Origin of the sequence: Streptomyces sp. PA03-6a (assembly GCF_033792765.1) — a bacterium.
Taxonomy (GTDB): Bacteria; Actinomycetota; Actinomycetes; order Streptomycetales; family Streptomycetaceae; genus Actinacidiphila.
Genome location: NZ_JARAVK010000060.1, coordinates 23,309 through 42,978, shown reverse-complemented (window position 1 = coordinate 42,978; position 19,670 = coordinate 23,309). Strand labels below are relative to the sequence as shown.

The window sequence follows — 19,670 nt, the reverse complement described above, 5'->3', positions numbered from 1 at the left end:
CTGTCGTTTTTTTGTTTATTATCGTCCGCATCGTCAGATGTATATAACAGACCCGCGCACGCTGGGGCCGGGTCCCCGCCCCGCCGGGCCTGCCCGGCGGGGCGGGGACCCGGCCCCAGCGTGCGCGGGGTGGGTCGAAGGCCCGGCCGGGCGGGCGTGTCAGGCGTTCGGCGTGTGGTGGCCGGGGACCATGCGGGTCGAGACGCCGATGCGGTTGAAGGCGTTGATCGCCACGATCGCGGCGATGAGGTGGGCCAGTTCGGTCTCGTCGAACTGCGCGGCGGCCCTGGCGTACACCTCGTCCGGGACGAAGCCGTCCGTCACGACGGTGATCGCCTCGGTGAGCTCGATCGCCGCGATCTCCCGTGCCGTGTAGAAGTGCTTCGCCTCCGTCCAGGCGCCGAGCTGGATCACGCGCTCCGCGGATACGCCGGCGGCCATGGCGTCCTTGCTGTGCATGTCCAGGCAGAAGGCGCAGTGGTTGATCTGTGACGCGCGGACCTTCACCAGGTGCAGCAGGCCGGCGTCGACACCGCGGCCCGCGGCCGAGTCCAGTCGGACCAGCGCCTTGAAGGCCTCGGGGGCGAGCTTGGCCCAGTCCATGCGCGCCGTGTGCTCCGGAAGACGGGTGGTGTGCTCATGTGCTTCGTTCATCGTCATGCCGGCAACGCTACGGATCCGGTGGTACCGGAGTATGGTCCAATTACATGATGGATTCCCGGACCAATTCCGCCGCCGAACCGCCTGCGTCCGCGATCGGCGCCGACCTCCATCTGGAACTGCGCGGGACCAAACTGCGCACCGGGCTCACCGACGCGCTGCGGGAAGCCGTGCGCACGGGGCGCCTCGCGCCCGGTACCCGGCTGCCGCCGTCCCGCTCGCTCGCCGCGGACCTGGGCGTCTCCCGCAACACCGTCGTGGAGGCGTACGCGGAGCTCGTCGCCGAGGGCTGGCTCACCGCCCAGCAGGGCTCCGGGACCCGGGTGGCCCCCAGGGCCGAGCCGCACAGCCCTCCGACCGGCGCTCCCCACACCAGGCCCGTCCGGACCCGCCCCAGGTACGCCATGCAGCCCGGTTCGCCGGACCTCGCGAGGTTCCCCCGCACCCAGTGGCTCGCCGCCGCACGCCGCGCCCTGACCGCCGCGCCGAACGACGCCCTGGGCTACGGCGACCCCCGCGGCCGTCCGGAACTGCGCGCCGCGCTCGCGGACTACCTGGCACGGGCCCGCGGGGTGTACGCCGAGCCGGAGCGGATCGTCGTCTGCTCCGGCTTCCACCACGCACTGGCACTGATGGCGCAGGTCCTCAGGGTCCGTGAGGCGCGAGCGGTCGCCGTCGAGGCGTACGGCCTGGACCTCTACCGCGACCTGCTGACCAACGCCGGCCTGCGGACCCCGCCCGTGTACGTCGACGAGCACGGCGCACGCACCGACGACCTGGCACGCCTGCCGGGAGTGGGAGCGGTGCTGATGACCCCGGCGCACCAGTACCCGACGGGAGTCGCCCTGTGCCCGGAGCGGCGCACCGCGGCCGTCGCCTGGGCGCGGGACACGGGCGGCCTGATCCTGGAGGACGACTACGACGGGGAGTTCCGGTACGACCGCCGGCCCGTGGGCGCCCTGCAGGGCCTCGACCCCCAGCGCGTGGTGTACTGCGGCTCGGCGAGCAAGTCGCTCGCCCCGGGGGTACGGCTCGGCTGGATGGTGCTCCCGGACGAGCTGGTCCCCGAGGTCGTGGAGGCAAAGGGGTACGGCGACTACATGTCCAGCACCCTGGAGCAGCTCACGCTGGCGGAGTTCATCACCTCGGGCGCCTACGACCAGCATGTGCGGTCGATGCGACAGCGCTACCGGAGACGCCGCGACCAACTGGTCGCAGCCTTGGCGGAGCGGGCGCCCGGCGTCCGGGCGGCCGGCATGGAGGCAGGGCTCCAGGTCGTCCTCGAACTCCCTGCGGGAACCGAGAACTCGGTCGTCCAGGCGGCGGCCCGGGAGGGTCTCGCGGTGAGCGGCCTCAGGGAATTCGGCCACGAAGCGCAGGACTCCGGCTGGCAGCTGCCCGAGCGGGACGCCCTGGTGGTCAACTACGCGGCCCCCTCGGACAGCGCGTGGATGGGCGCACTCGACACCCTGTGCAGCGTGCTGCCCCAGGCGCTCAGTTGAGGGTGCGTTCCGTGAGGGCGACCTGCCCGGCCGCCCCGAGGGAGGCCTCCAGCTGCGCGAATGCGGCGGCACCGGTGTCGGCGACGAGGACCAGTTCCGCCAGGGGCACCGGCAGGAATCCCTCCTCGTCCATCCGCCGGAGCTGGAGGATCAACCCGTCGTAGAAGCCCGCCGTGTTCAGCAGCACGACGGGCTTGTCGTGCAGACCGTGCTTCCTCAGTTCCAGGACCTCGGTCGCCTCGTCCAGGGTTCCCAAGCCGCCGGCCATCACCACGACCGCGTCGGACGCGGCGAGCAGCCGGGCCTTCCGCGAGGCGAGGTCCTCGGCGAAGACCATCGCGTCGGCGTCCCGCCTGGCCCACTCCTTCAGGAAGCCGACCGAGACCCCGGCGAGCCGCCCGCCCGACTCCCGTACGGCGTCGGCGACGACCTTCATCAACCCGGTGTCCGACCCGCCCCACACCAGCGTGTGGCCCCCTGCGCCGACGAGCTCGCCGAATGCGCGGGCCGGCCGCGTGTAGCGCTCATCGAGGTCGGCGGCGGAGAGGAAGACACAGATCTTCATGGGCGCGGGCGCTTCAGCGGTCATGGCCCGAACGTACGCGGGCCTGCACCCTCACACGCGGACCATTCCCCGCGCGGAACACCGGACCAATTCCGCGGCCGCGACCCGTGGCGGGCCGCCGGCCCGCGACCTGCGTCAGGCCATCTGCGCCGCGAAGCCGGTGCGCCACGAGGCATGCCCGGGTCGCCACCCGCGCGACCGGGCCAGCCCGTTTGACGCGCCCCGCGCCCAGTCCAGGCGACCGGGTACGGGCTCGGGGGCCGGAACGCCCAAGGCGCGGGCCAGCGCCGGCAGCCACTCGCGGGCCTGCGCGGGTTCGTCGTCGACGATGTTGACGGGACCCGAGGGCCAGGCGAGCGCGGCGACGGCGGCCCGGGCGGCGTCGGTGACATGGAGGAACGACATCACCGAAAGGTCCGCCTCGGTGCTCCCGAGGAAGCGGGCGGACGGATCCCCGGCCAGCGCCGCGGCGACGGGCCCCCCGGGTGCGTACCAGGTGCCCGGGCCGTACAGGATGCCGTACCGCAGCTGCACCGCCGTCTCCACCTCGGCGGCCTTCTCCTCCAGCGCCCGGACGCCCTCCACCATCCCCCCGCGCGGCGCCGCCGCCCCGACGTCCAGCGGTGTGCCCTCGTCGGCCGGCCCCTCCCCGGGCGCGTACGCCCAGGCGATCGACTGGGCGACGATCCTGGTCACGCCGGCGGACACCGCCGCGTCCACCAGATTGCCCGTCCCCTCGCGCCGCAGCCGGTTGGTCGCCTCCCCGTCCGCGTCCGACAGGTCGGTGAGCTGGTGGATCACCGCGTCCGGCGCGGCGTCCGCCAGGACCCGGTGCAGCGCCTCCCGGTCGAACACGTCCGCCTGGACGGCGGTCGCCCCCTGCTGCCGAATGCGCTCGACACCCGCCGAGCTGCGCGAGATTCCCGTGACGCGGTGCCCCTCGGCGAGCAGCAGCGGAACGAGCTGACGGCCGACAGCGCCGGTGGCACCGGCAACGAAGACATGCATGGTCCACTCTCCTGTGATCAGGCGGAACCGTCCCATCGGGGCGGACGGTCCCTGGTCGTACCCGCAACGCTAGGCGGTGAGTGGTACCGGAGCCGGATCCATTTCGCGGATGTGTCGGCGGACCAATTCTGAGAGGATCGCAGCATGACCGGCCACCCCCACCCCGCCCCCGCACTCCACCGGCCATTCGCGGAACCGGTCCGGCTCGACCTCGCCGATCCCGGCACCCTGCGTCATCTGTGGGACCTTCAGCGGACCTCCTACGCCGTCGAAGCCCGCCTTATCGGATTCGACGGCATCCCGCCCCTGCACGAGTCCCTTGACCAACTGCGCACGTGCGACGAGTCCTTCCTCGGCGTTCGCGACGGGTCGAGCCTCGTCGGAGCGGTCGCCTGGACCCGCTTGCCGAACGGCGTTCTGGACCTCTGCCGCCTCGTGGTCCATCCCGACGCACATCGCCGCGGCGTCGCAACGGCACTACTCGACGCACTGGATTCGATCGAGCCCGCGGAGCTGACCGTCGTCTCCACGGCGACCGCCAACCTGCCCGCACTCGCGCTCTACCGTCGGCGCGGATTCACACCTGTCGGTGAGCGCCATGTCGCGCCCGGCGTCACGGTCACCCTGCTGGAACGCAAGCGTGCAGGTCATGCCCCCGTTGAACGGGGTGCCAAGGTCGGTAGCCTGCCGACCCGGGCCCAACACCGGGCCCGGCGTGGAGGGGTGGGGCAATGAGCAGCAGTTCCAGCAATGACATCGGCATCATCTGGGGGTTGTGGACTTTCGGGGGCGGCCTGGCGGCGATCCTGAACATGTTGACGCACAATGTGCCGGTACTCAGTGTGACCGTCTTCTGGCTCTTGTTCGCCCTGGGACTGATAGCCACGTACCTCGCCATCGCCCTCACGTGGTCCGCGTGGAAAAACCTGCGCGCCGACAGGTAGTGACGATCACTCAGTTCTGATCCTCGCACCCTGGAGTGCTTGGTCGGTTGCTCTGTCGTGATGTGACGCGCCGCCCCGGTGTTGTGCCGGGCGGCGCGTGGCCGCCCCCCTGTCCGGGTGGCCAGAACGAGTGCTTCACCCTCGATGGCACCGCCCACGCCGGCCACGAGGAACAGGGCAGCATGTTCCGCCGCCGCTACATCATCTGGCGAAACCGCCATGCCGACTTCCCGAAAGCTACGTCTGGGCGGACCACCAGCTCGACGCTGAGGAGACCACACCGGTGTTGTGACCGGAGACGGCAACCAGGTTGGCGCGTAGGGCTTTTCCGGACGGAGAGCCGCCTTCTGGCAGCAGCCTATTCAGACCGGGACTTCAAAGACGAGCTCGAGGCCGTCCACCTCGTCCCACTGCTCTCCGACCTCCACGAAGCCGAATCCGGAAATCGTGGCCAGGGATGCGGTGTTCTCGGGACTGATCGTCACCCGCGCGGTCTTGACCGCGGAGTCGGCGGCGGCGCGACGCAGCAACTCGGTCAGCATCGTCCTGGCGTATCCCTGGCGACGGTAACCGGGGGCCACCGAATAGCCGATCTCCACCATGCCCGCCCCATCGGGAGGTCCGTGGAACCCGGCATACCCCACGACGACGCGTTCGGGCTCGGCCACCACGGCTCGGGTCAGCCACCCCGCGCTGTCCGGGTCCGAGGCCAGCTGGTCGAGCCGATACCGCCACACCCACTTCGCCTGACCGGTGAGGAAGTAGTCCGTGAGCTCGACCCCTGCTTCGGCACTGGCCCGGGCGAGGTCGTCGTCCAGCAAGGCGGTCATGGCCGTGCTCGTGAGATCGACGAATCTCACTGACCTGAGGCCGGTCGGGGCCGGGGAACGGCGGGTGGGTTCATCTGTCACAGCGCCGGATGATTGCGGAGCGCCCTGGAACGTGTCCATCGGTTTTCGCAGTGGTCGATGCCCCACCGGCTCACTTCACTCCATCGAGCTGAGTCCCCGGGGACCGAAGCCGTCAGACGTCGAGCGCCCACCGTACGTACCGCTCCTTGGGTGTGAAGCCGGCCTTCTCGTAGATCCCGAACGCCCCGCTGGGGTTGGTCGAGTCCACGCTCAGGCTGGCCTTCCCGTAGCCCCGGTCGGCGGCGCTGCGCAGCGCGTGCCGGATCAGGCCGCCGGCGACGCCGCGCTTGCGGTAGTCGCGCAGCGTCCCGATGAGCATGAAGTGTGCCTCGCGCACGCCGGTGGCCACCGTGTCGGCCTCCCACGACATGGTCACCAGCATGCCTGCCGGGGCCCCGTTCGCCACGTCCCGGAGCAGGAAGCTGACCTCGGGCCGGAAGGTGTGATTGGTGATCTTGTTCTTCCAGGCGTCCACGGGCACCGGCACGGTACCCCAGTGGTCCTTGAACGCCTCGTTCCGGATCATCCGGAACTCCTCGTCGTTCTGCTCCGACCACGGCTCGACCCGCAGCCCGTCGGGGATCGCCGCGTCCGGGATCGCGTCACCGAGCGGATGCTCCATGAAGTGGTAGTAGCGGGCGGGTGCGAAACCCTGGGAGCGGTAGAGCTCGGCCGCACCGGCGATGCGCTCGCAGTTCTGGACCTGGACCTCGAGTTTCAGTGTCGGCTGGTGCAGTGCGTGCAACGCCTTCGCGCCCGCTATCCCGGCCTTCAGCAGCACGGTGCCGACACCCTGGCGACGGTAGTGCGGGTGCACGCCGCCGTCGACCATGATCCGGTGCACGTCCTCGGCGGTCGGTTTGTAGGTGGCCTTCATGTAGCCGACCATCACGTCGCCGTCGAAGGCGGCGAGGCTCGCGCGTTCCAAGTCCGCGTAGGGATCCACCAGTTCCTGGAGGGTGTCCGCCTCCTCGTAGTTCTCGCCGATCTTGTCCTTGGCCTCCATGGCGTTGAGGAGGTCGGCCGACGTCTTCGCGTCGCCTGTGGTGAGCGGTCGCCACGCCAGGGTGGTGGATTCTGCGTCCATGGCGGCGACAGTACGGACTCCGCCCGCAGGCTGTCGCGTTGTTTTGCCGACGCGGGCGGAGGGTGGATGCGACGGGGGTTCAAGGCCTTCGGCGGCCCCGGATCAGCCCCGGCGTCACACCCCGGGGCACGTCCCGCCCCGGTGACGGCCGGACGCCGGCTTGCCGCCGGACGCCCACCGCCGATCCGGCGGCGCGGCAGGATGGGCACCATGGTGGAGATCAGCTTCCTGACCGAGTCCGACCGCGCCTGCTGGGAAGTGCTGGCCCGCGGCAAGGACACGTACTTCGACGTCGAACGGCACGACGACAGCTACGAACGGACCTGGCGACGCCTGCTCGGCGACGAGCGGATACGCGGGATCGCCGCCCGGCTGGACGGCAGGATGGTCGGCATCGCGCACTACCTGTTCCACGCCAGCGTCTGGTACGCAGGGAAGTGCTACCTGGCGGACCTGTTCGTGGACGCGGAGGTGCGGCGGCAGGGTGTCGCGACCGCGCTGATCGAATGGGTCGCACGCGACGCGGAGGAACACGGCGCCCCGGGCCTCTACTGGAACACCCTGGAAGACGCCCCGGCTCGCGCGCTGTACGACAAGGTGGGCAGGTTCCACGAGGGCTTCATCCTCTACACCTACCGGCGTGACACGCATTCATAGGAAATCAACCGGTTCTTCCGGGGTTCGGGGAACCGCCGCCGGCGTTCCGCCGCGGTGTGAAGGGCGCTGCCCACCCTCCGTCCCCGCACTTGCTTCACCTATCGAGATTCGATAGGTTTCCATCGTAACTCGATGGAAGGGTGGGTCATGGGAAAGCTGACCGTGCGTGCGCTGCGCGCCGTGCTGGTGGTGGTGTTCGCCGGCACCGTGTTCGTACAGGCAGGGATGGTGTGGGCATTGGTGTCGGGCAACGACCCGGAGGACGGGTCGCTCCCGCTGACCCCGCTGCGCCTGATCACGGTCCTGGGGATGCTGTCGGCCCAGGTCGCCCTGGTCTGCGTATGGCGGCTGGTGGGGATGGTGCAACGCGGAACCGTGTTCTCCCACGCCGCCTTCCGGTACGTGGACGTCATGATCGGCGCGATCGTGGCGGCGGCCCTCGTGTGGTTCGCGGTCACGGCCATCAATGCGCCGGGCCAGCGGGAGGACCCGGGAGTCACCGTCATCATGGGCGGGGTCGGCGTGGCCATCCTGGGGGTCGCGCTGATGGTGCTCGTACTGCGGATGCTGCTCGCCCAGGCCGTCGCGCGCGACGTCGAGGCGACGCAGATGCGGGCCGAGTTGGACGAGGTGATCTGATGCCGATCTCCGTCGACATCGACGTGATGCTGGCCAGGCGGAAGATGTCCGTGGGCGAGCTCGCGGACCGCGTGGGGATCACGCCAGCCAACCTTGCCGTGCTCAAGAACGGCCGCGCCAAGGCGGTGCGCTTCGCGACGCTCGCCGCGCTCTGCGAGGTGCTGGAGTGCCAGCCGGGCGACCTGCTGCGCTGGGAGGCGGAGGACGCCGCGGGCGCATGAAGTGCCCGGGGCCGGGCGTGAGAACGCGTGGTACCGCCGGCCCGTGACGCGGCACGTGGAGCACGCGCGACCCGCGTACGTGACCTCCCGACGACGAACCCCCGTCCTTCCCAGCCGGAAGGGCGGGGGTTCGTCGTCGGGCGGGAACGACGCACCGACGTACCGACGTACCCGTCGGCTCGGACCGGGAGGGCACCCTCCGTCGAGCTCGCGCGGTCGCGCCGCCAGCCGAACAGGGCCCGAACGTGCAGGTCGGCGCGGCCGGTTCATCCCATCCGCCGGATGTCCTGCCTCATGTGCCCATCCATCCGGTATCGCCCCACCATCACCCACCACCCGTAAGGCCCGCAGCTCACCAACGCCGGTGAGCGGGTCTTGACGGAGGTTCGACCCGTGCCTACAGTCGTTCACAATCCCGATGCGAGTTCGAAATAATGAACAGAAACGGTCGTGTGATGGTTCAGACTCAGGCTTTGGCGGGGACGCGGGTGATCGACGCGGCCACGATGGTGGCGGGCCCGCTGGGGGCGTCGATCCTGGCGGACTTCGGCGCCGACGTCGTCAAGGTGGAGCCCATCGCGGGGGACGAGTCCCGGACCTTCGGGCCCGGCCGCGACGGCATGAGCGGGGTGTACTCCGGGGTCAACCGCAACAAGCGGGCGATCGCGCTCGACCTGCGGACCGAGGAGGGCCGGGAGCTCTTCCACGAGCTGTGCGCAGGCGCGGACGTACTGATCGAGAACATGCTGCCCGGCGTGCGCGAGCGGTTCGGCCTGACTCCCGAGGACCTCCGGGAGCGTCACCCCCACCTGATCTGCCTCAGCGTCAGCGGTTACGGCGAGAGCGGGCCGCTGGCCGGGCGGCCGGCGCTGGATCCCGTGGCCCAGGCGCTCACCGGGCTGATGCAGGCCACGGGTGAACCCCAGGGGCCCGCGGTCAAGGCCGGGCCGCCGATCGCCGACAGCGCCTCCGGCTACCTGGTCGCCGTCGCGGCGCTGGTCGCGCTCCTGGCGAAGCAGCGCACCGGAGCCGGCCAGCACGGTTCGGTGTCGCTCGTCGGCTCACTGTTCCACCTGCAGACGCCTTGGCTGGGGCAGTACCTGCTGGCCGGCCACGTGCAGTCGCGCGTCGGCAACGCGAGCAACTTCTACGCGCCGTACAACGCCTACCCGACCCGGGACGGCGGAGCCGTGCACGTGGTGGCCTTCAACGACCGCCACTTCGACAGGCTGGCGCGGGCCGTGGGCGCCGAGCGGTTGCTCGACGACGCGCGGTTCGCCGATGCAGCGAGCCGGCTCGCCCACCGCGAGGAGCTCGACGACGCGCTGGCCCCCTGGTTCGCCGGGCGCGACCGGGACGACGTCGTCGAACTCCTCACCGAGCAGGACGTCATCTGCGCCCCGGTCCTGGCGTACGACGAGGCCGTGGTCCATCCCCAGATCCGTGCGCTGGACCTGGTGGTCGACATCGCGCACGACACGCTCGGCCCGCTCCGGGTGCCGGGCGTCCCCATCAAGCTGTCGGCGACCCCCGGTCGGGTGGAGCGGCCGCCGACATCGCTGGGTGAACACACCGCCGAGCTCCTCAAGGAGCTCGGACACGACGACGAGGACATCGCGCGGCTGCTGGCCGCCCGCGTCGTCCGTTGATCGTCCGCTGATTCAGCCACTTCCGCAAAGGAGCATCACATGAAGGTTGGCATCAGGATCCCCGGCGCCGGTCCCTGGGCCGGACCGGACGCGATCAGCGAGGTCTCGCGGTACGCGGAGAAGATCGGGTTCGACTCGCTGTTCATGACCGATCACGTGGCCCTGCCCACGAAGGTGGACACGCCGTACCCCTACACCGAAGACGGCAAGTTCCTCTGGGAGCCCGAGACGCCCTACTTGGACTGCCTGACGGCACTGACCTGGGCGGCGGCGGCGACGGAGACCGTCGAGCTCGGCACGTCCTGCCTGATCCTCCCCTGGCGGCCGCTGGTGCAGACGTCGAAGACGCTGGTGAGCATCGACGTCCTGTCGAAGGGCCGGCTGTCCATCGCGGTCGGTGTCGGGTGGATGAAGGAGCAGTTCGCGGCCCTGGGCGCGCCCTTCAAGGACCGGGGGCGTCGCGTGACGGAGATGGTCAACGCGATGCGGCAGATGTGGTCCGACGACGAAGTGGACTTCGACGGCGAGTTCTACGACCTGCACGACTTCAAGATGTACCCGAAGCCCGTGCGTGGCACCATCCCGATCTGGTTCGCCGGTTACAGCGAGGCGTCGTTCCGGCGGATCGCCGCCATCGGCGACGGCTGGCACCCGCTGGCGATCGGTCCCGAGGAGTACGCGGGCCACCTCGCCACCCTCCGTACGCACGTCGAGGCGGCCGGCCGCGACATGAGCGAGATCACCCTGACGGCGCGGCCGCTGCGCAAGGCGCCCTACAACGCCGAGACCATCGAGGCCTACGCCGATCTCGGTGTCACCCACTTCGTGTGCGACACCTCGTTCGAGCACGCCACGCTCGAGTCCGCGATGGAGGAGCTCCAGGCCCTCGCCGAGGCGGTCCTGCCGACCGCTCACCGCCTTCCCTGACGCCCGAGCGAAAGCGACATCGATCATGCGTGCCCTGACCTCCAGTGTTCCGCTGGTCATCGGTGACCAGCTCACAGACGCCTCGACCGGGGCGACCTTCGACACCGTCAACCCCGCCGACGGCAGCCGCATCGCGGCCGTCGCCGAGGCCACCGTCGACGACGTCGGCCGTGCCGTCGAGACCGCGCGGAAAGGCGCCAAGGCGTGGCAGCGCCTCCGGCCGTCCCAGCGCACCCGTCTGATGCTGCGCTTCGCGGCGCTGATCGAGACGAACAAGGACCAGCTCGCCGAACTGCAGACCCGGGACATGGGCAAGCCGATCCGCGAGTCGCGCTCGATCGACCTGCCCGTCATGATCGAGACCCTGGAGTACTTCGCCGGTCTGGTCACGAAGATCGAGGGGAGGACCACCCCGGCGCCCGGCCGCTTCCTCAACTACACCGTGCGGGAGCCGATCGGCGTGGTCGGCGCCGTCACGCCGTGGAACTTCCCGGCCGTGCAGTCCATCTGGAAGATCGCACCGGCACTGGCGACGGGCAACGCCATCGTCCTCAAGCCGGCGCAGCTGGCGCCCCTGGTGTCGGTGGCCCTGGGCGAGCTGGCGCTGGAGGCCGGGATCCCGCCCGGGGTGGTCAACGTCCTGCCCGGCCGGGGCACGGTGGCCGGGAACGCGCTCGTCCAGCACCCGCTCGTCGGCAAGATCACCTTCACCGGATCGACCGAGGTCGGCCTGGAGATCGGCCGCATGGCTGCCGAACGGCTCGTCACCACCTCGCTGGAGCTCGGCGGGAAGTCGGCGATGGTCGCCTTCGCCGACGCCTCCCCGAAGGCGATCGCCGACCTGGTCTTCCAGGCCATGTACGGCAATCAGGGCCAGACGTGCACCGCTCCCAGCCGACTGCTGGTCGAGCGGCCGATCTACGACGAGGTCGTCGAACTGGTCAGAACGCGGGTCGAGTCGGCCAAGGTCGGCGACCCGCTCGACCCGGAGACGGAGATCGGTCCCCTCATCAGCGCCCAGCAGCGCCGCTCGGTCCACTCCTACGTCACGTCCGGCGTCGAGGAGGGCGCGGTCCTGCTGGCGGGGAGCGCGGAACATCCCGAGGACGAGCCCGGCCGCGGCTTCTTCTACCAGCCCGCGCTGTTCACGGACGTGACGCCGGACATGCGGATAGCCCGCGAGGAGATCTTCGGACCCGTGCTGGCGGTGCTGCCCTTCGAGGGCGAGGACCAGGCGCTCGCGATGGCGAACGACACGGTCTACGGCCTCGCCGCCGGGATCTTCACCCGCGACGTCGGACGGGCGCTGCGCTTCGCCGGGTCCCTGGACGCCGGGAACGTCTGGATCAACAGCTGGGGCGTGCTCAACCCCGCCTCCCCGTACCGCGGCTTCCGGGACAGCGGATACGGCAGCGATCTCGGCCAGAGCGCGATCGAGAGCTTCACGAAGGAGAAGAGCGTATGGGCGCGTCTCGACTAGCGCAGGACCGCGCGAGCGTCCCGACCGTCTCACGACTGCGGGAACTGCGAGGCGTGCCCCGGTGGTCGCCGGCGCAGGACTACTCGATCACGCACGACGCGCTCTTCGCACAGGATCCGGACGCCGTGGCCCTCCTCACGGCCGGAGCGGACGCGCCACTGCCGATCACCTTCGGCGAGGTCCAGCGCGCCGCGCTGCGGATCGGCGGTGTCCTGCGTGCACACGGCGTACGGCCGGGCGACCGCGTCGCCCTCTACCTCGATCCCTCGCCCGCCGCCGCGGAGGTGGTCTTCGGGGTGCTGGCCGCAGGGGCCGTACTGCTTACGATCCCCCGGCTCCTGACCGGCACCTCAGTGGCGCATCGCCTCGGCGACTCGGGTGCGAAGGTATTCGTCTCCGACGGGGCGGGGCTCGACCGGCTGAGGGCGACCGGATGCCGGGTCGAGGACCGCGTCGTGCTGACCGTCGACGGCGCCGAGGGCCGGGGAATCGCCGAACAGCCGGTCGACGCGGACTTCGACGCCCCACACCCCGGAGGCCCGTCCCGACCCGCGCTCCTGCTGTACACCTCCGGGACCAGCGGTCCGCCCAAGGGCATCGTCCACGGTCACCAGGTCCTGCTCGGCCACGCCGGAGTGGACTGCGCGTTCGAGTACTTCGAGGCGGGGGACGTCTACTACGGGACGGCCGACTGGGGATGGATCGGCGGCCTCCTGCTCGGGCTCCTGGTCCCCTGGTCCTTCGGGGTCCCGGTGGTCGCGCACCGTCAGGCGCGCTTCGACCCGGATGCCACCCTCGACCTCTTCGCGCGCTGCGGCGTCACCACCGCCTTCCTGCCACCGTCGGTCCTGCGCCTGCTCCAGGCCAACGACCGGGCGCCGGAACACAGGTTGCGTGCCGTCGTCACCGGCGGGGAGCCGGCCGGGCGCTCCGAGATGGACTGGGCCCGGCGGCATCTGGCCCGGGCGGTCAACAAGGCGTACGGGCAGACCGAGGCGAACGCGCTCATCGGTGACTCGGGGGTCCTCGGCTCGGTCGACGACGACACCATGGGAGCCCCCTATCCCGGCCACCGGATCGCGCTCCTCGACGAAAGCGGCGAGGAGGTGGGCCACGGCGAGGCCGGTGAGATCGCCGTGGCACTGCCGGATCCCGTCGCCATGCTGGGGGTGTGGGACGCGGAGTCGGAGCGTGCGCTGCCGCACGCGGGCCCCTGGCACCGTACGGGCGATCTGGCACGGGGTGCGTACGGGCGGCGACTGGAGTACCTCGGCCGCGCCGACGACGTCATCAAGAGCCGCGGCTACCGGATCGGACCCTCGGAGATCGAGGACGCCCTCCTGAAGCACGCGCTCGTCGCCGAAGCCGCCGCGGTCGGAGTGCCGGACGACAAGCTCGGCCAGCACGTGAAGGTGTTCCTTCGCCTTGCCGTCGGCGAGCTCGGCGACTCGCTCCGCGCGGAGCTGTGCGAGCTGGTGGCGGCGTCGGTCGGGCCGCATGCCAGACCCCGAGAGTTCGAGGTGGTGGCGGCCCTGCCGAGGACCGAGACCGGGAAGCTGCTCAGACGCCGCCTCACCTCACCCACCCACTGACACACGACAACCACCGTCACACACTCATGAGAGGAACCATCATGCGAAGGTTCTGGCACGTCGGCATCAACGTCACCGACATGGACCGAACGATCGACTTCTACCGGCGCATCGGCTTCCAGGTCGTGCAGGACAAGGAGGTCGAGGACGCCAACCTCGCGCGGGCCTTCATGGTCGAGGGCGCCGGCAAGCTGCGTTTCGCGCACCTGCGGCTGAACGACTCTCCGGACGAGGCGCTGCTGGACGTCATCGAATGGCGCGACATCGAGGCGGGCGGTCGCGCGACCAGCGACCTCGTCCACCCCGGCCTGTGCCGCTTCTCGATCCTGACCGACGACATCCAGGCCGAGTACGACCGGCTGAGCGCGGAGGGCGTCGAGTTCCTGCACACGCCGCAGACCGTGATGGGCCCGGACGGTGTCAACGGCTGGAAGCTGCTGTTCGCCCGCGACCCCGACGGCACCCTGTTCCACTTCGTCGAGCTGGTGGGGGATGCCGCTACGGTCAGGTGAAACACCCTGACCGGAAGGTAGGAAGACGTGGCGATCGGCCCTTCCCAGCAGCATGGCGCGCCCCGGGACGACGATGCGGGTGACCAGGGCGGCGGAGTCCTCGTGCCGGCGGTCTCGCGCACCGTTCGTGTGCTGGACACCCTGGTCCAGAGCGCCGGCGGCGCCACGCTCACCGAGCTCGCCAACCGCTGCGGGCTCGCCAAGAGCACGGCGTCGAACCTGATCCGGACGATGGTGACCGAGGGCCTGATCAGCTACGACCCCGAGACCCGGCGCTACAACCTCGGGCCGTTGCTGGTGGAGTACGGGATCGCGGCGGTCACCCGCACCACGCCGGTCACCGAGGCGCGGCCGTACATGGAGCGGCTGGCCGAGCGGACCCGCCTGGCCTGCCTCGCGATCCAGCCGATGCCCGACGGGCACTTCACCGCGATCGCCAAGATGGAGAGCCGCAAGGCCATCAAGACCACCATCGAGATCGGCTCCCGCTTCGGCCGGGACGCGCCGCTGCTCCGCCGGATCACCGCCGCGTGGCGTGACGACATGCACGCTGTCGAGCCGGCCGGTGGCCCGGGGCGCGAGGAGATCCGTGCCCGTGGCTTCGGTGCCGTCTTCGGTGAGTACCGGCCCGAGCTCAACGTCGTGGGATTCCCGGTCTTCGACCGTGACGGATACCCCTGTCTGCTGATCACCCTGCTCGGCATCGGCGCGGACCTCACACCGCACGACGTCGAGGAGCTGGCCCCGGACCTGGTGGCGGCCGCCCGGGCCATCACCGCCCGCAGCGGTGGACAGGTCCCGGCCGACTACCCCGTCGTCGGTCCGGAGGAAGTCGCCGACTGAAGCCCGGCTGAACCCCGTTCGACCTCACTTGCCCGGCGCAGCCGCACCGCCGGGCCGTCCGACCCTGCCCGCATGCCGATCGTTCGGTGCCGGGCTGGGGTGCCTTTTCACCCGAGAGGAGTACAAAACCGTGGGGAACCACACCATCGCCGTCGTGGGAGGGACCGGCCCGCAGGGCAAGGGCCTGGCCCTGCGCTTCGCCCGCGCCGGGCACCGGGTCGTCGTCGGATCCCGTTCGGCGGAGCGTGCGGAGGAGACCGCGTCCCTGATCCGGCACCGTGCCGGGACGACCGTCGACGTGTGCGGTCTCGACAACCGCGCCGCCGTCGTGGCCGCCGACGTCGTCCTGCTCGCCGTGCCGTGGGCCGGCCACGGCGAGCTGGTCACGGACTTGGCGCCGGACCTCGCCGGGAAGCTGCTGATCAGCTGCGTCAACCCGCTGGGCTTCGACAAGCACGGCCCCTACGGGTTGGCCGTCAAGGAGGGCAGCGCCGCCGAACAGGCACAGCAACTGGTCCCCGACGCGGTCGTCGTGGGCGCCTTCCACCACCTGTCCGCGGTGACGCTGTGGGAGGAGGACGGGTTGCTCGACCACGAGGACGTGCTCGTGTGCGGTGACGACCTGGCCGCGAAGGCCGAGGTGGCCGACCTGGCCGCGACGATCACCGGACGACCCGGCATCGAAGCCGGCGCCCTCCGCAACGCACGCCAGCTCGAGCCGCTCACCGCAGTGCTCATCGGCATCAACCGTCGCTACAAGACGCGCTCCGGCCTCGCGATTTCGGGGATCCCGGCATGATCCTCGAACTGCGCGAGTACCTCGCGCTGCCCGGGCGGGAGGAAGAGCTGCACCGCCGTTTCGCCGAGGAGACCCTCGACCTCTTCGAGGAGGTCGGTCTGGATCTCCGGGGCTTCTGGCAGGTCGTCGGCGAGCGGCGGCGGATCGTCTACGCCTGCGCGTTCGACGACGTCGCCGCGGCGGTCGCGCACTGGGAGGCCTTCCGGGCCGATCCGCGGTGGATCGCGCTGAAGGAACGTACCGAAGCGGCAGGGCCGTTGATCGAGGACATCGTGAGCACCTACCTCGTCGAGCCCGATTACGCGGCGTCCCGCCGTGCGCCTTCGGCGGGTCCGGCCCTCTTCTGACCGCGACCTCAGACGGCCGGCCGGAGGGCACGGGGGCTCTTGACCCGAGCAATTCCCCCGGCGCCATCACCCAGGTGGTCGCCGGCCCGTCGGCCGGTCCAGCTCAACGTCGTCGCCCGCTCCCTGGGGCTGCGAGCCGGCCGATGCGCAACGATCTCCGGAGGAAGACGTTCATGCACACGATCGATCTGGCCTACGTGGGGCGCGGCCCGCACGAGGAACTGGTCACCTACATCGCCGACCAGCAGGACCACTACGCCGACGAGGGTGTCCACGTCGCACTGCGGGACGGCTCCGTCTGGGACCCGGAGCGGCTGCGCCGCGGCGCCGTCATCGGGCTCGGCCGGACGCTGCTGTCCCGGCTCGTCGGTGGCATCCCCTGGGTCGCGCTCAACGTCAACACGCAACGCCCGCAGTTCTGGTTCCTCGCCCGCCCCGGCCTGAACTCCCTGGCCGACCTGGCCGGCCGACGACTGGCGGTACATCCGCCGCACACCGGACCCGGCTGCTTCACCCGCATCGTCCTGCGGCGGGCCGGCCTCGACCCGGACCGCGACGTCCACACCCTCGTCCGTTCGCCCGGCGACTACAGCATGGACCTGCGCCGGCTGCGCGAGGGCACGATCGACGCCGCCGTGGTCGGCGACACCATGGCACCGGAGGCGGTGGCCGCCGAGAACGGCTGGCAGGTGCTGGCCTTCGTCGGCGACCACTTCCAGATCCCGACCGTGGGCGTGGCCGTCGACCCCACCCACATCCACCCGGACGACCCCGCGGTCCAGGCCGTCGTGCGAGCCCACCGGCGCGCCCTGCAGGTGATCCGGAACGACCCCGACACCACGGTGCGATACCTGCAGACCTTCCTCAACGGACACACCGCGGAGGAAGTCCGGGCGCACTACGGGAAGTTCATCGCGCCGCACTTCACCACCGACGGCCAAGCCGACCCCGCCGCCGGCGCCACCGCCATCACCGCGGTCGCCGCCGAACTCGGCGTCCCCGCGACCTTCACCGCGGCCGACTTCTACCGCACCGCACCCACCACCCCCTAGGGGCGACCCGAAGTCTTGACATCGCGCCGTCCAACAGGGAGCCGCAGCACCGTACTTTCCGAGCATCACAGAGAGGCAGGCCTGTGAAAGAGTTCCTGGTGGAGGTCACCACCAACATTCCTGACGGTACCGATCCGGCCGAGGTCGACCGCCGTCGCGCCGCGGAGGCCGTTCGGGCCGCGGAGCTCATCGCCGCCGGCCACCTGGTCCGGATCTGGCGCCCGGTGGGAGAGATGCGCAGCATCGCACTGTGGCGCGCCGCCGACGAGGCCGAACTGTACGACAAGGTCCTCGACACGCTGCCGTTGTGGCCGTGGATGACCTCCGTCGTCACCGCCCTCCAGTCGCACCCGAACGACCCGGGCAGGGCCGACGCCACCGGCTGAGCCGGGGTCACGTCGTCGCCCGTCGCGGAGCTTCGGGCTGCTCAGGTGTGCTCACGCACGGTCCGGCAGCACGAATCGGGCGGAAATCAGGGTCTTGACCGGAGCAACTCCGATACTTAGCTTGTTCCATATCGTGGACGCAGTTCAGTAAAATGAATCGAGGGTCGATGATCAAGGGCATTCAGCTGCACGCCTGGGCGGCCGGACCGAGCATGGTCGAGGTCGCCGAGGTCGCTGCCCGCGCCTTCGAGACGATCTGGGTCAGCGACCAGATGCAGTCGCGAGGCGTGAGCGCGGTCCTGGGCGCGATCGCGGCCCGGACCGGGGCCGGCGTCGGCACGGCGGTCACCTTCCCTTTCGGGCGCAACCCCCTGGAGATGGCCTCGACGATGGCCACGCTGGCGGAGTTCATGCCCGCGGGACGCCAGGTCAGCATGGGGATCGGTACCGGTGGCGGCCTGGTCATGGCGCTGATGGACCGGTCGAATCCGGTGGGACGGGTCGCGGAGCTGATCGGGATCTGCCGGGCGCTGTGGCAAGGCGAGATCATCCGGTTGGGCGACTTCCCGCTCACCTGCGAGGACCTCGGTCTGCGCGAGGACGCACGCGCGTCCCTTGACTGGGTGAAGGACCCCGCCGTGCGGGTGGTCGTCGCCGGCGCGGGGCCCCGCATACTCGAGATGGCCGGTGAGCTCGCCGACGGCGTCATCTGCGCGAGCAACTTCCCGGCACACAGCCTGGCCGCCTTCCGCAGCGGCCAGTTCGACTCGGTGAGCAACCTCGACCGGCTCGAACGCGGACGGGAGCGCAGCACCCGCCGCGAGTTCACCCGCATCTACGGCGTGAACATCTCCGTGTCGGCGGACCGTGACCGCGCCAAGGCCGCGGCGCGCAGACAGGCCGCGCTGATCGTCAGCCAGCAGCCGCACGAGAACCTGCAGCGGGTCGGCTTCGAGCAGCCGGACTACGCGGCGACCCGGGCGGCCGTGCAGGCGGGCGACGGCGTCCACGCCGCCGCGGAACTGCTGCCCCAGGAGATCGCCGACCAGCTGATCATCTCCGGAACCCCCGGTGACTGCATCGAGGCGCTCACGGAGCTGCTGGAGTACGCCCGCGGCGCCGGCTTCACCGAGGCGTACGTCGGGGCTCCCGTGGGCCCCGACCCGGCGGAGGCGGTCGAGTTGCTGACCTCCCAGGTGCTCCCGGAGGTCCGGTGAACGCCGCAACGGAGCACGCCCCGACGCTGTGCCTGATGGAGCGCGAGGGCGCCGTGGCGACGGTGACCCTGAACCGTCCGGACGCACGCAACGCGCTCAACGTCCCGCTGCTCCTGCAACTGGTCGAGGCGCTCGAAGACGCCCGCGAGCGACACGCGGACGTCCTGGTGCTGAGGGCAGCGGGACCCGCGTTCTGCGCGGGCGCGGACGTACGTGCCGACGACGGCACCGCGATCGGGCAACCGGGCCTGCGTCGGCGACTGATCGAGCAGGCCTGCGCTCTCATCGAGGCCTTCCCGGCATCGGTCGCCGCCGTGCACGGTCCGGCCGTCGGCGGCGGATGGGCCCTGGCCGCGGCGGCGGTGGTCACCCTGGCGGCTCCTGAGGCGGCCTTCCGCTTCCCGGAACTCCGCCTGGGCTTCCTCCCCCCGGAGGCGACCGTCCGGCGGCTCCGCGCGTCCGTCGGCCCTGCCCTCGCGTTCCGGCTGCTGGCCGCCGACGAACGCTTCACCGCGGACGAGTTGGCCCGGCTCGGACTCGTCGAGGTCGTCGCCGCCCCGGACCTCGACCGGCACGCGCGGGACCTCGCCGACCGGTTCGCCGCCGCGCCGGCCGACCTCCTGCACAAGCTCCGGGCAACGCTCACCGGCTGACGGGCCGTGAGGCAGCCGC

General features: G+C 70.8%; 23 protein-coding genes and 1 pseudogene. 19 read left to right on the top strand and 5 right to left on the bottom strand.

Annotation, left to right across the window (positions count from 1 at the left end):
* Positions 1-159 precede the first annotated feature (159 nt).
* Entirely contained in the window at positions 160-660 is a 501-nt protein-coding gene (locus tag PV350_RS16930) for a carboxymuconolactone decarboxylase family protein (RefSeq protein WP_499509923.1), read from the bottom strand.
* A gap of 47 nt (positions 661-707) precedes the next feature.
* Between PV350_RS16930 and pdxR the strand changes: the two genes are divergently transcribed.
* Positions 708-2,162, top strand: coding sequence for a MocR-like pyridoxine biosynthesis transcription factor PdxR (gene pdxR, locus PV350_RS16925; RefSeq protein ID WP_500334602.1), 1,455 nt, complete (start codon positions 708-710; stop codon positions 2,160-2,162).
* Here pdxR and PV350_RS16920 read toward each other — a convergent pair.
* Both PV350_RS16920 and PV350_RS16915 read right to left on the bottom strand, forming a co-directional pair.
* Complete coding sequence (locus tag PV350_RS16920) at positions 2,155-2,727, bottom strand: LOG family protein (RefSeq protein ID WP_500334605.1); 573 nt, start codon at positions 2,725-2,727, stop codon at positions 2,155-2,157. The genes pdxR and PV350_RS16920 overlap by 8 nt on opposite strands.
* 135 nt (positions 2,728-2,862) lie before the next feature.
* The gene (locus tag PV350_RS16915; RefSeq protein ID WP_500334600.1) at positions 2,863-3,735 is read right to left on the bottom strand and encodes an NAD-dependent epimerase/dehydratase family protein; all 873 of its coding nucleotides are present in this window, start codon (positions 3,733-3,735) and stop codon (positions 2,863-2,865) included.
* 144 nt (positions 3,736-3,879) lie between these two features.
* Here PV350_RS16915 and PV350_RS16910 point away from each other — a divergent pair, with 144 nt between their 5' ends.
* From PV350_RS16910 to PV350_RS16900, 3 genes and pseudogenes are all read left to right on the top strand, one after another.
* The gene (locus tag PV350_RS16910) at positions 3,880-4,470 is read left to right on the top strand and encodes a GNAT family N-acetyltransferase (RefSeq protein ID WP_500334598.1); all 591 of its coding nucleotides are present in this window, start codon (positions 3,880-3,882) and stop codon (positions 4,468-4,470) included.
* Positions 4,467-4,679 carry a hypothetical protein gene (locus PV350_RS16905; protein ID WP_500334596.1) on the top strand — a complete coding sequence of 71 codons (213 nt, stop codon included), beginning with the start codon at positions 4,467-4,469 and terminating at the stop codon, positions 4,677-4,679. Before PV350_RS16910 ends, PV350_RS16905 begins: the two co-directional genes overlap by 4 nt.
* Before the next feature lie 134 nt (positions 4,680-4,813).
* A pseudogene (locus PV350_RS16900) lies at positions 4,814-4,906 on the top strand (transposase); the annotation flags it as partial.
* Between the two features lie 135 nt (positions 4,907-5,041).
* Here PV350_RS16900 and PV350_RS16895 read toward each other — a convergent pair.
* Both PV350_RS16895 and PV350_RS16890 read right to left on the bottom strand, forming a co-directional pair.
* On the bottom strand, positions 5,042-5,509 hold the full coding sequence (locus tag PV350_RS16895) for a GNAT family N-acetyltransferase (RefSeq protein WP_500334594.1): 468 nt from the start codon (positions 5,507-5,509) through the stop codon (positions 5,042-5,044).
* Positions 5,510-5,702: 193 nt separating this feature from the next.
* A complete protein-coding gene (locus tag PV350_RS16890) occupies positions 5,703-6,677 on the bottom strand; it encodes a GNAT family N-acetyltransferase (RefSeq protein ID WP_500334593.1) in 975 nt (324 codons plus the stop codon).
* Positions 6,678-6,887: 210 nt separating this feature from the next.
* Between PV350_RS16890 and PV350_RS16885 the strand changes: the two genes are divergently transcribed.
* The 15 genes from PV350_RS16885 to PV350_RS16815 all read left to right on the top strand — a co-directional run bounded on the left by PV350_RS16885 (position 6,888) and on the right by PV350_RS16815 (position 19,651).
* A complete protein-coding gene (locus PV350_RS16885; RefSeq protein WP_500334591.1) occupies positions 6,888-7,334 on the top strand; it encodes a GNAT family N-acetyltransferase in 447 nt (148 codons plus the stop codon).
* Positions 7,335-7,481: 147 nt separating this feature from the next.
* Positions 7,482-7,973 carry a DUF2975 domain-containing protein gene (locus PV350_RS16880; RefSeq protein WP_499509915.1) on the top strand — a complete coding sequence of 164 codons (492 nt, stop codon included), beginning with the start codon at positions 7,482-7,484 and terminating at the stop codon, positions 7,971-7,973.
* Positions 7,973-8,194, top strand: coding sequence for a helix-turn-helix domain-containing protein (locus PV350_RS16875; RefSeq protein WP_499509914.1), 222 nt, complete (start codon positions 7,973-7,975; stop codon positions 8,192-8,194). The genes PV350_RS16880 and PV350_RS16875 overlap by 1 nt, the downstream gene beginning before the upstream one ends.
* A 455-nt stretch (positions 8,195-8,649) precedes the next feature.
* A complete protein-coding gene (locus PV350_RS16870) occupies positions 8,650-9,843 on the top strand; it encodes a CaiB/BaiF CoA transferase family protein (protein ID WP_499509913.1) in 1,194 nt (397 codons plus the stop codon).
* Positions 9,844-9,882: 39 nt separating this feature from the next.
* Positions 9,883-10,770, top strand: a complete 888-nt coding sequence (locus PV350_RS16865; protein WP_499509912.1) for a TIGR03619 family F420-dependent LLM class oxidoreductase — start codon at positions 9,883-9,885, stop codon at positions 10,768-10,770.
* A 25-nt stretch (positions 10,771-10,795) separates the two neighbouring features.
* A complete protein-coding gene (locus tag PV350_RS16860; RefSeq protein WP_500334588.1) occupies positions 10,796-12,250 on the top strand; it encodes an aldehyde dehydrogenase family protein in 1,455 nt (484 codons plus the stop codon).
* Entirely contained in the window at positions 12,232-13,842 is a 1,611-nt protein-coding gene (locus PV350_RS16855; RefSeq protein ID WP_500334586.1) for an AMP-binding protein, read from the top strand. The genes PV350_RS16860 and PV350_RS16855 overlap by 19 nt, the downstream gene beginning before the upstream one ends.
* 41 nt (positions 13,843-13,883) lie before the next feature.
* On the top strand, positions 13,884-14,354 hold the full coding sequence (locus tag PV350_RS16850; RefSeq protein ID WP_499509909.1) for a VOC family protein: 471 nt from the start codon (positions 13,884-13,886) through the stop codon (positions 14,352-14,354).
* 27 nt (positions 14,355-14,381) lie between these two features.
* Positions 14,382-15,197 (top strand): IclR family transcriptional regulator, encoded by an 816-nt coding sequence (locus tag PV350_RS16845; RefSeq protein WP_499509908.1) that lies wholly within the window; start codon positions 14,382-14,384, stop codon positions 15,195-15,197.
* Positions 15,198-15,327: 130 nt separating this feature from the next.
* Positions 15,328-15,996 carry an NADPH-dependent F420 reductase gene (gene npdG / locus PV350_RS16840; RefSeq protein WP_499509907.1) on the top strand — a complete coding sequence of 223 codons (669 nt, stop codon included), beginning with the start codon at positions 15,328-15,330 and terminating at the stop codon, positions 15,994-15,996.
* Complete coding sequence (locus PV350_RS16835) at positions 15,993-16,343, top strand: NIPSNAP family protein (protein WP_499509906.1); 351 nt, start codon at positions 15,993-15,995, stop codon at positions 16,341-16,343. Before npdG ends, PV350_RS16835 begins: the two co-directional genes overlap by 4 nt.
* 173 nt (positions 16,344-16,516) lie before the next feature.
* Positions 16,517-17,395, top strand: coding sequence for an ABC transporter substrate-binding protein (locus PV350_RS16830; RefSeq protein ID WP_500334584.1), 879 nt, complete (start codon positions 16,517-16,519; stop codon positions 17,393-17,395).
* Between the two features lie 83 nt (positions 17,396-17,478).
* Positions 17,479-17,781 carry a muconolactone Delta-isomerase family protein gene (locus tag PV350_RS16825; protein ID WP_499509904.1) on the top strand — a complete coding sequence of 101 codons (303 nt, stop codon included), beginning with the start codon at positions 17,479-17,481 and terminating at the stop codon, positions 17,779-17,781.
* A 167-nt stretch (positions 17,782-17,948) separates the two neighbouring features.
* Positions 17,949-18,998 (top strand): LLM class flavin-dependent oxidoreductase, encoded by a 1,050-nt coding sequence (locus tag PV350_RS16820; protein WP_500334582.1) that lies wholly within the window; start codon positions 17,949-17,951, stop codon positions 18,996-18,998.
* Positions 18,995-19,651: an enoyl-CoA hydratase/isomerase family protein gene (locus PV350_RS16815; RefSeq protein ID WP_499509902.1), complete on the top strand. Its 657-nt coding sequence runs from the start codon at positions 18,995-18,997 to the stop codon at positions 19,649-19,651. Before PV350_RS16820 ends, PV350_RS16815 begins: the two co-directional genes overlap by 4 nt.
* Positions 19,652-19,670 lie beyond the last annotated feature (19 nt).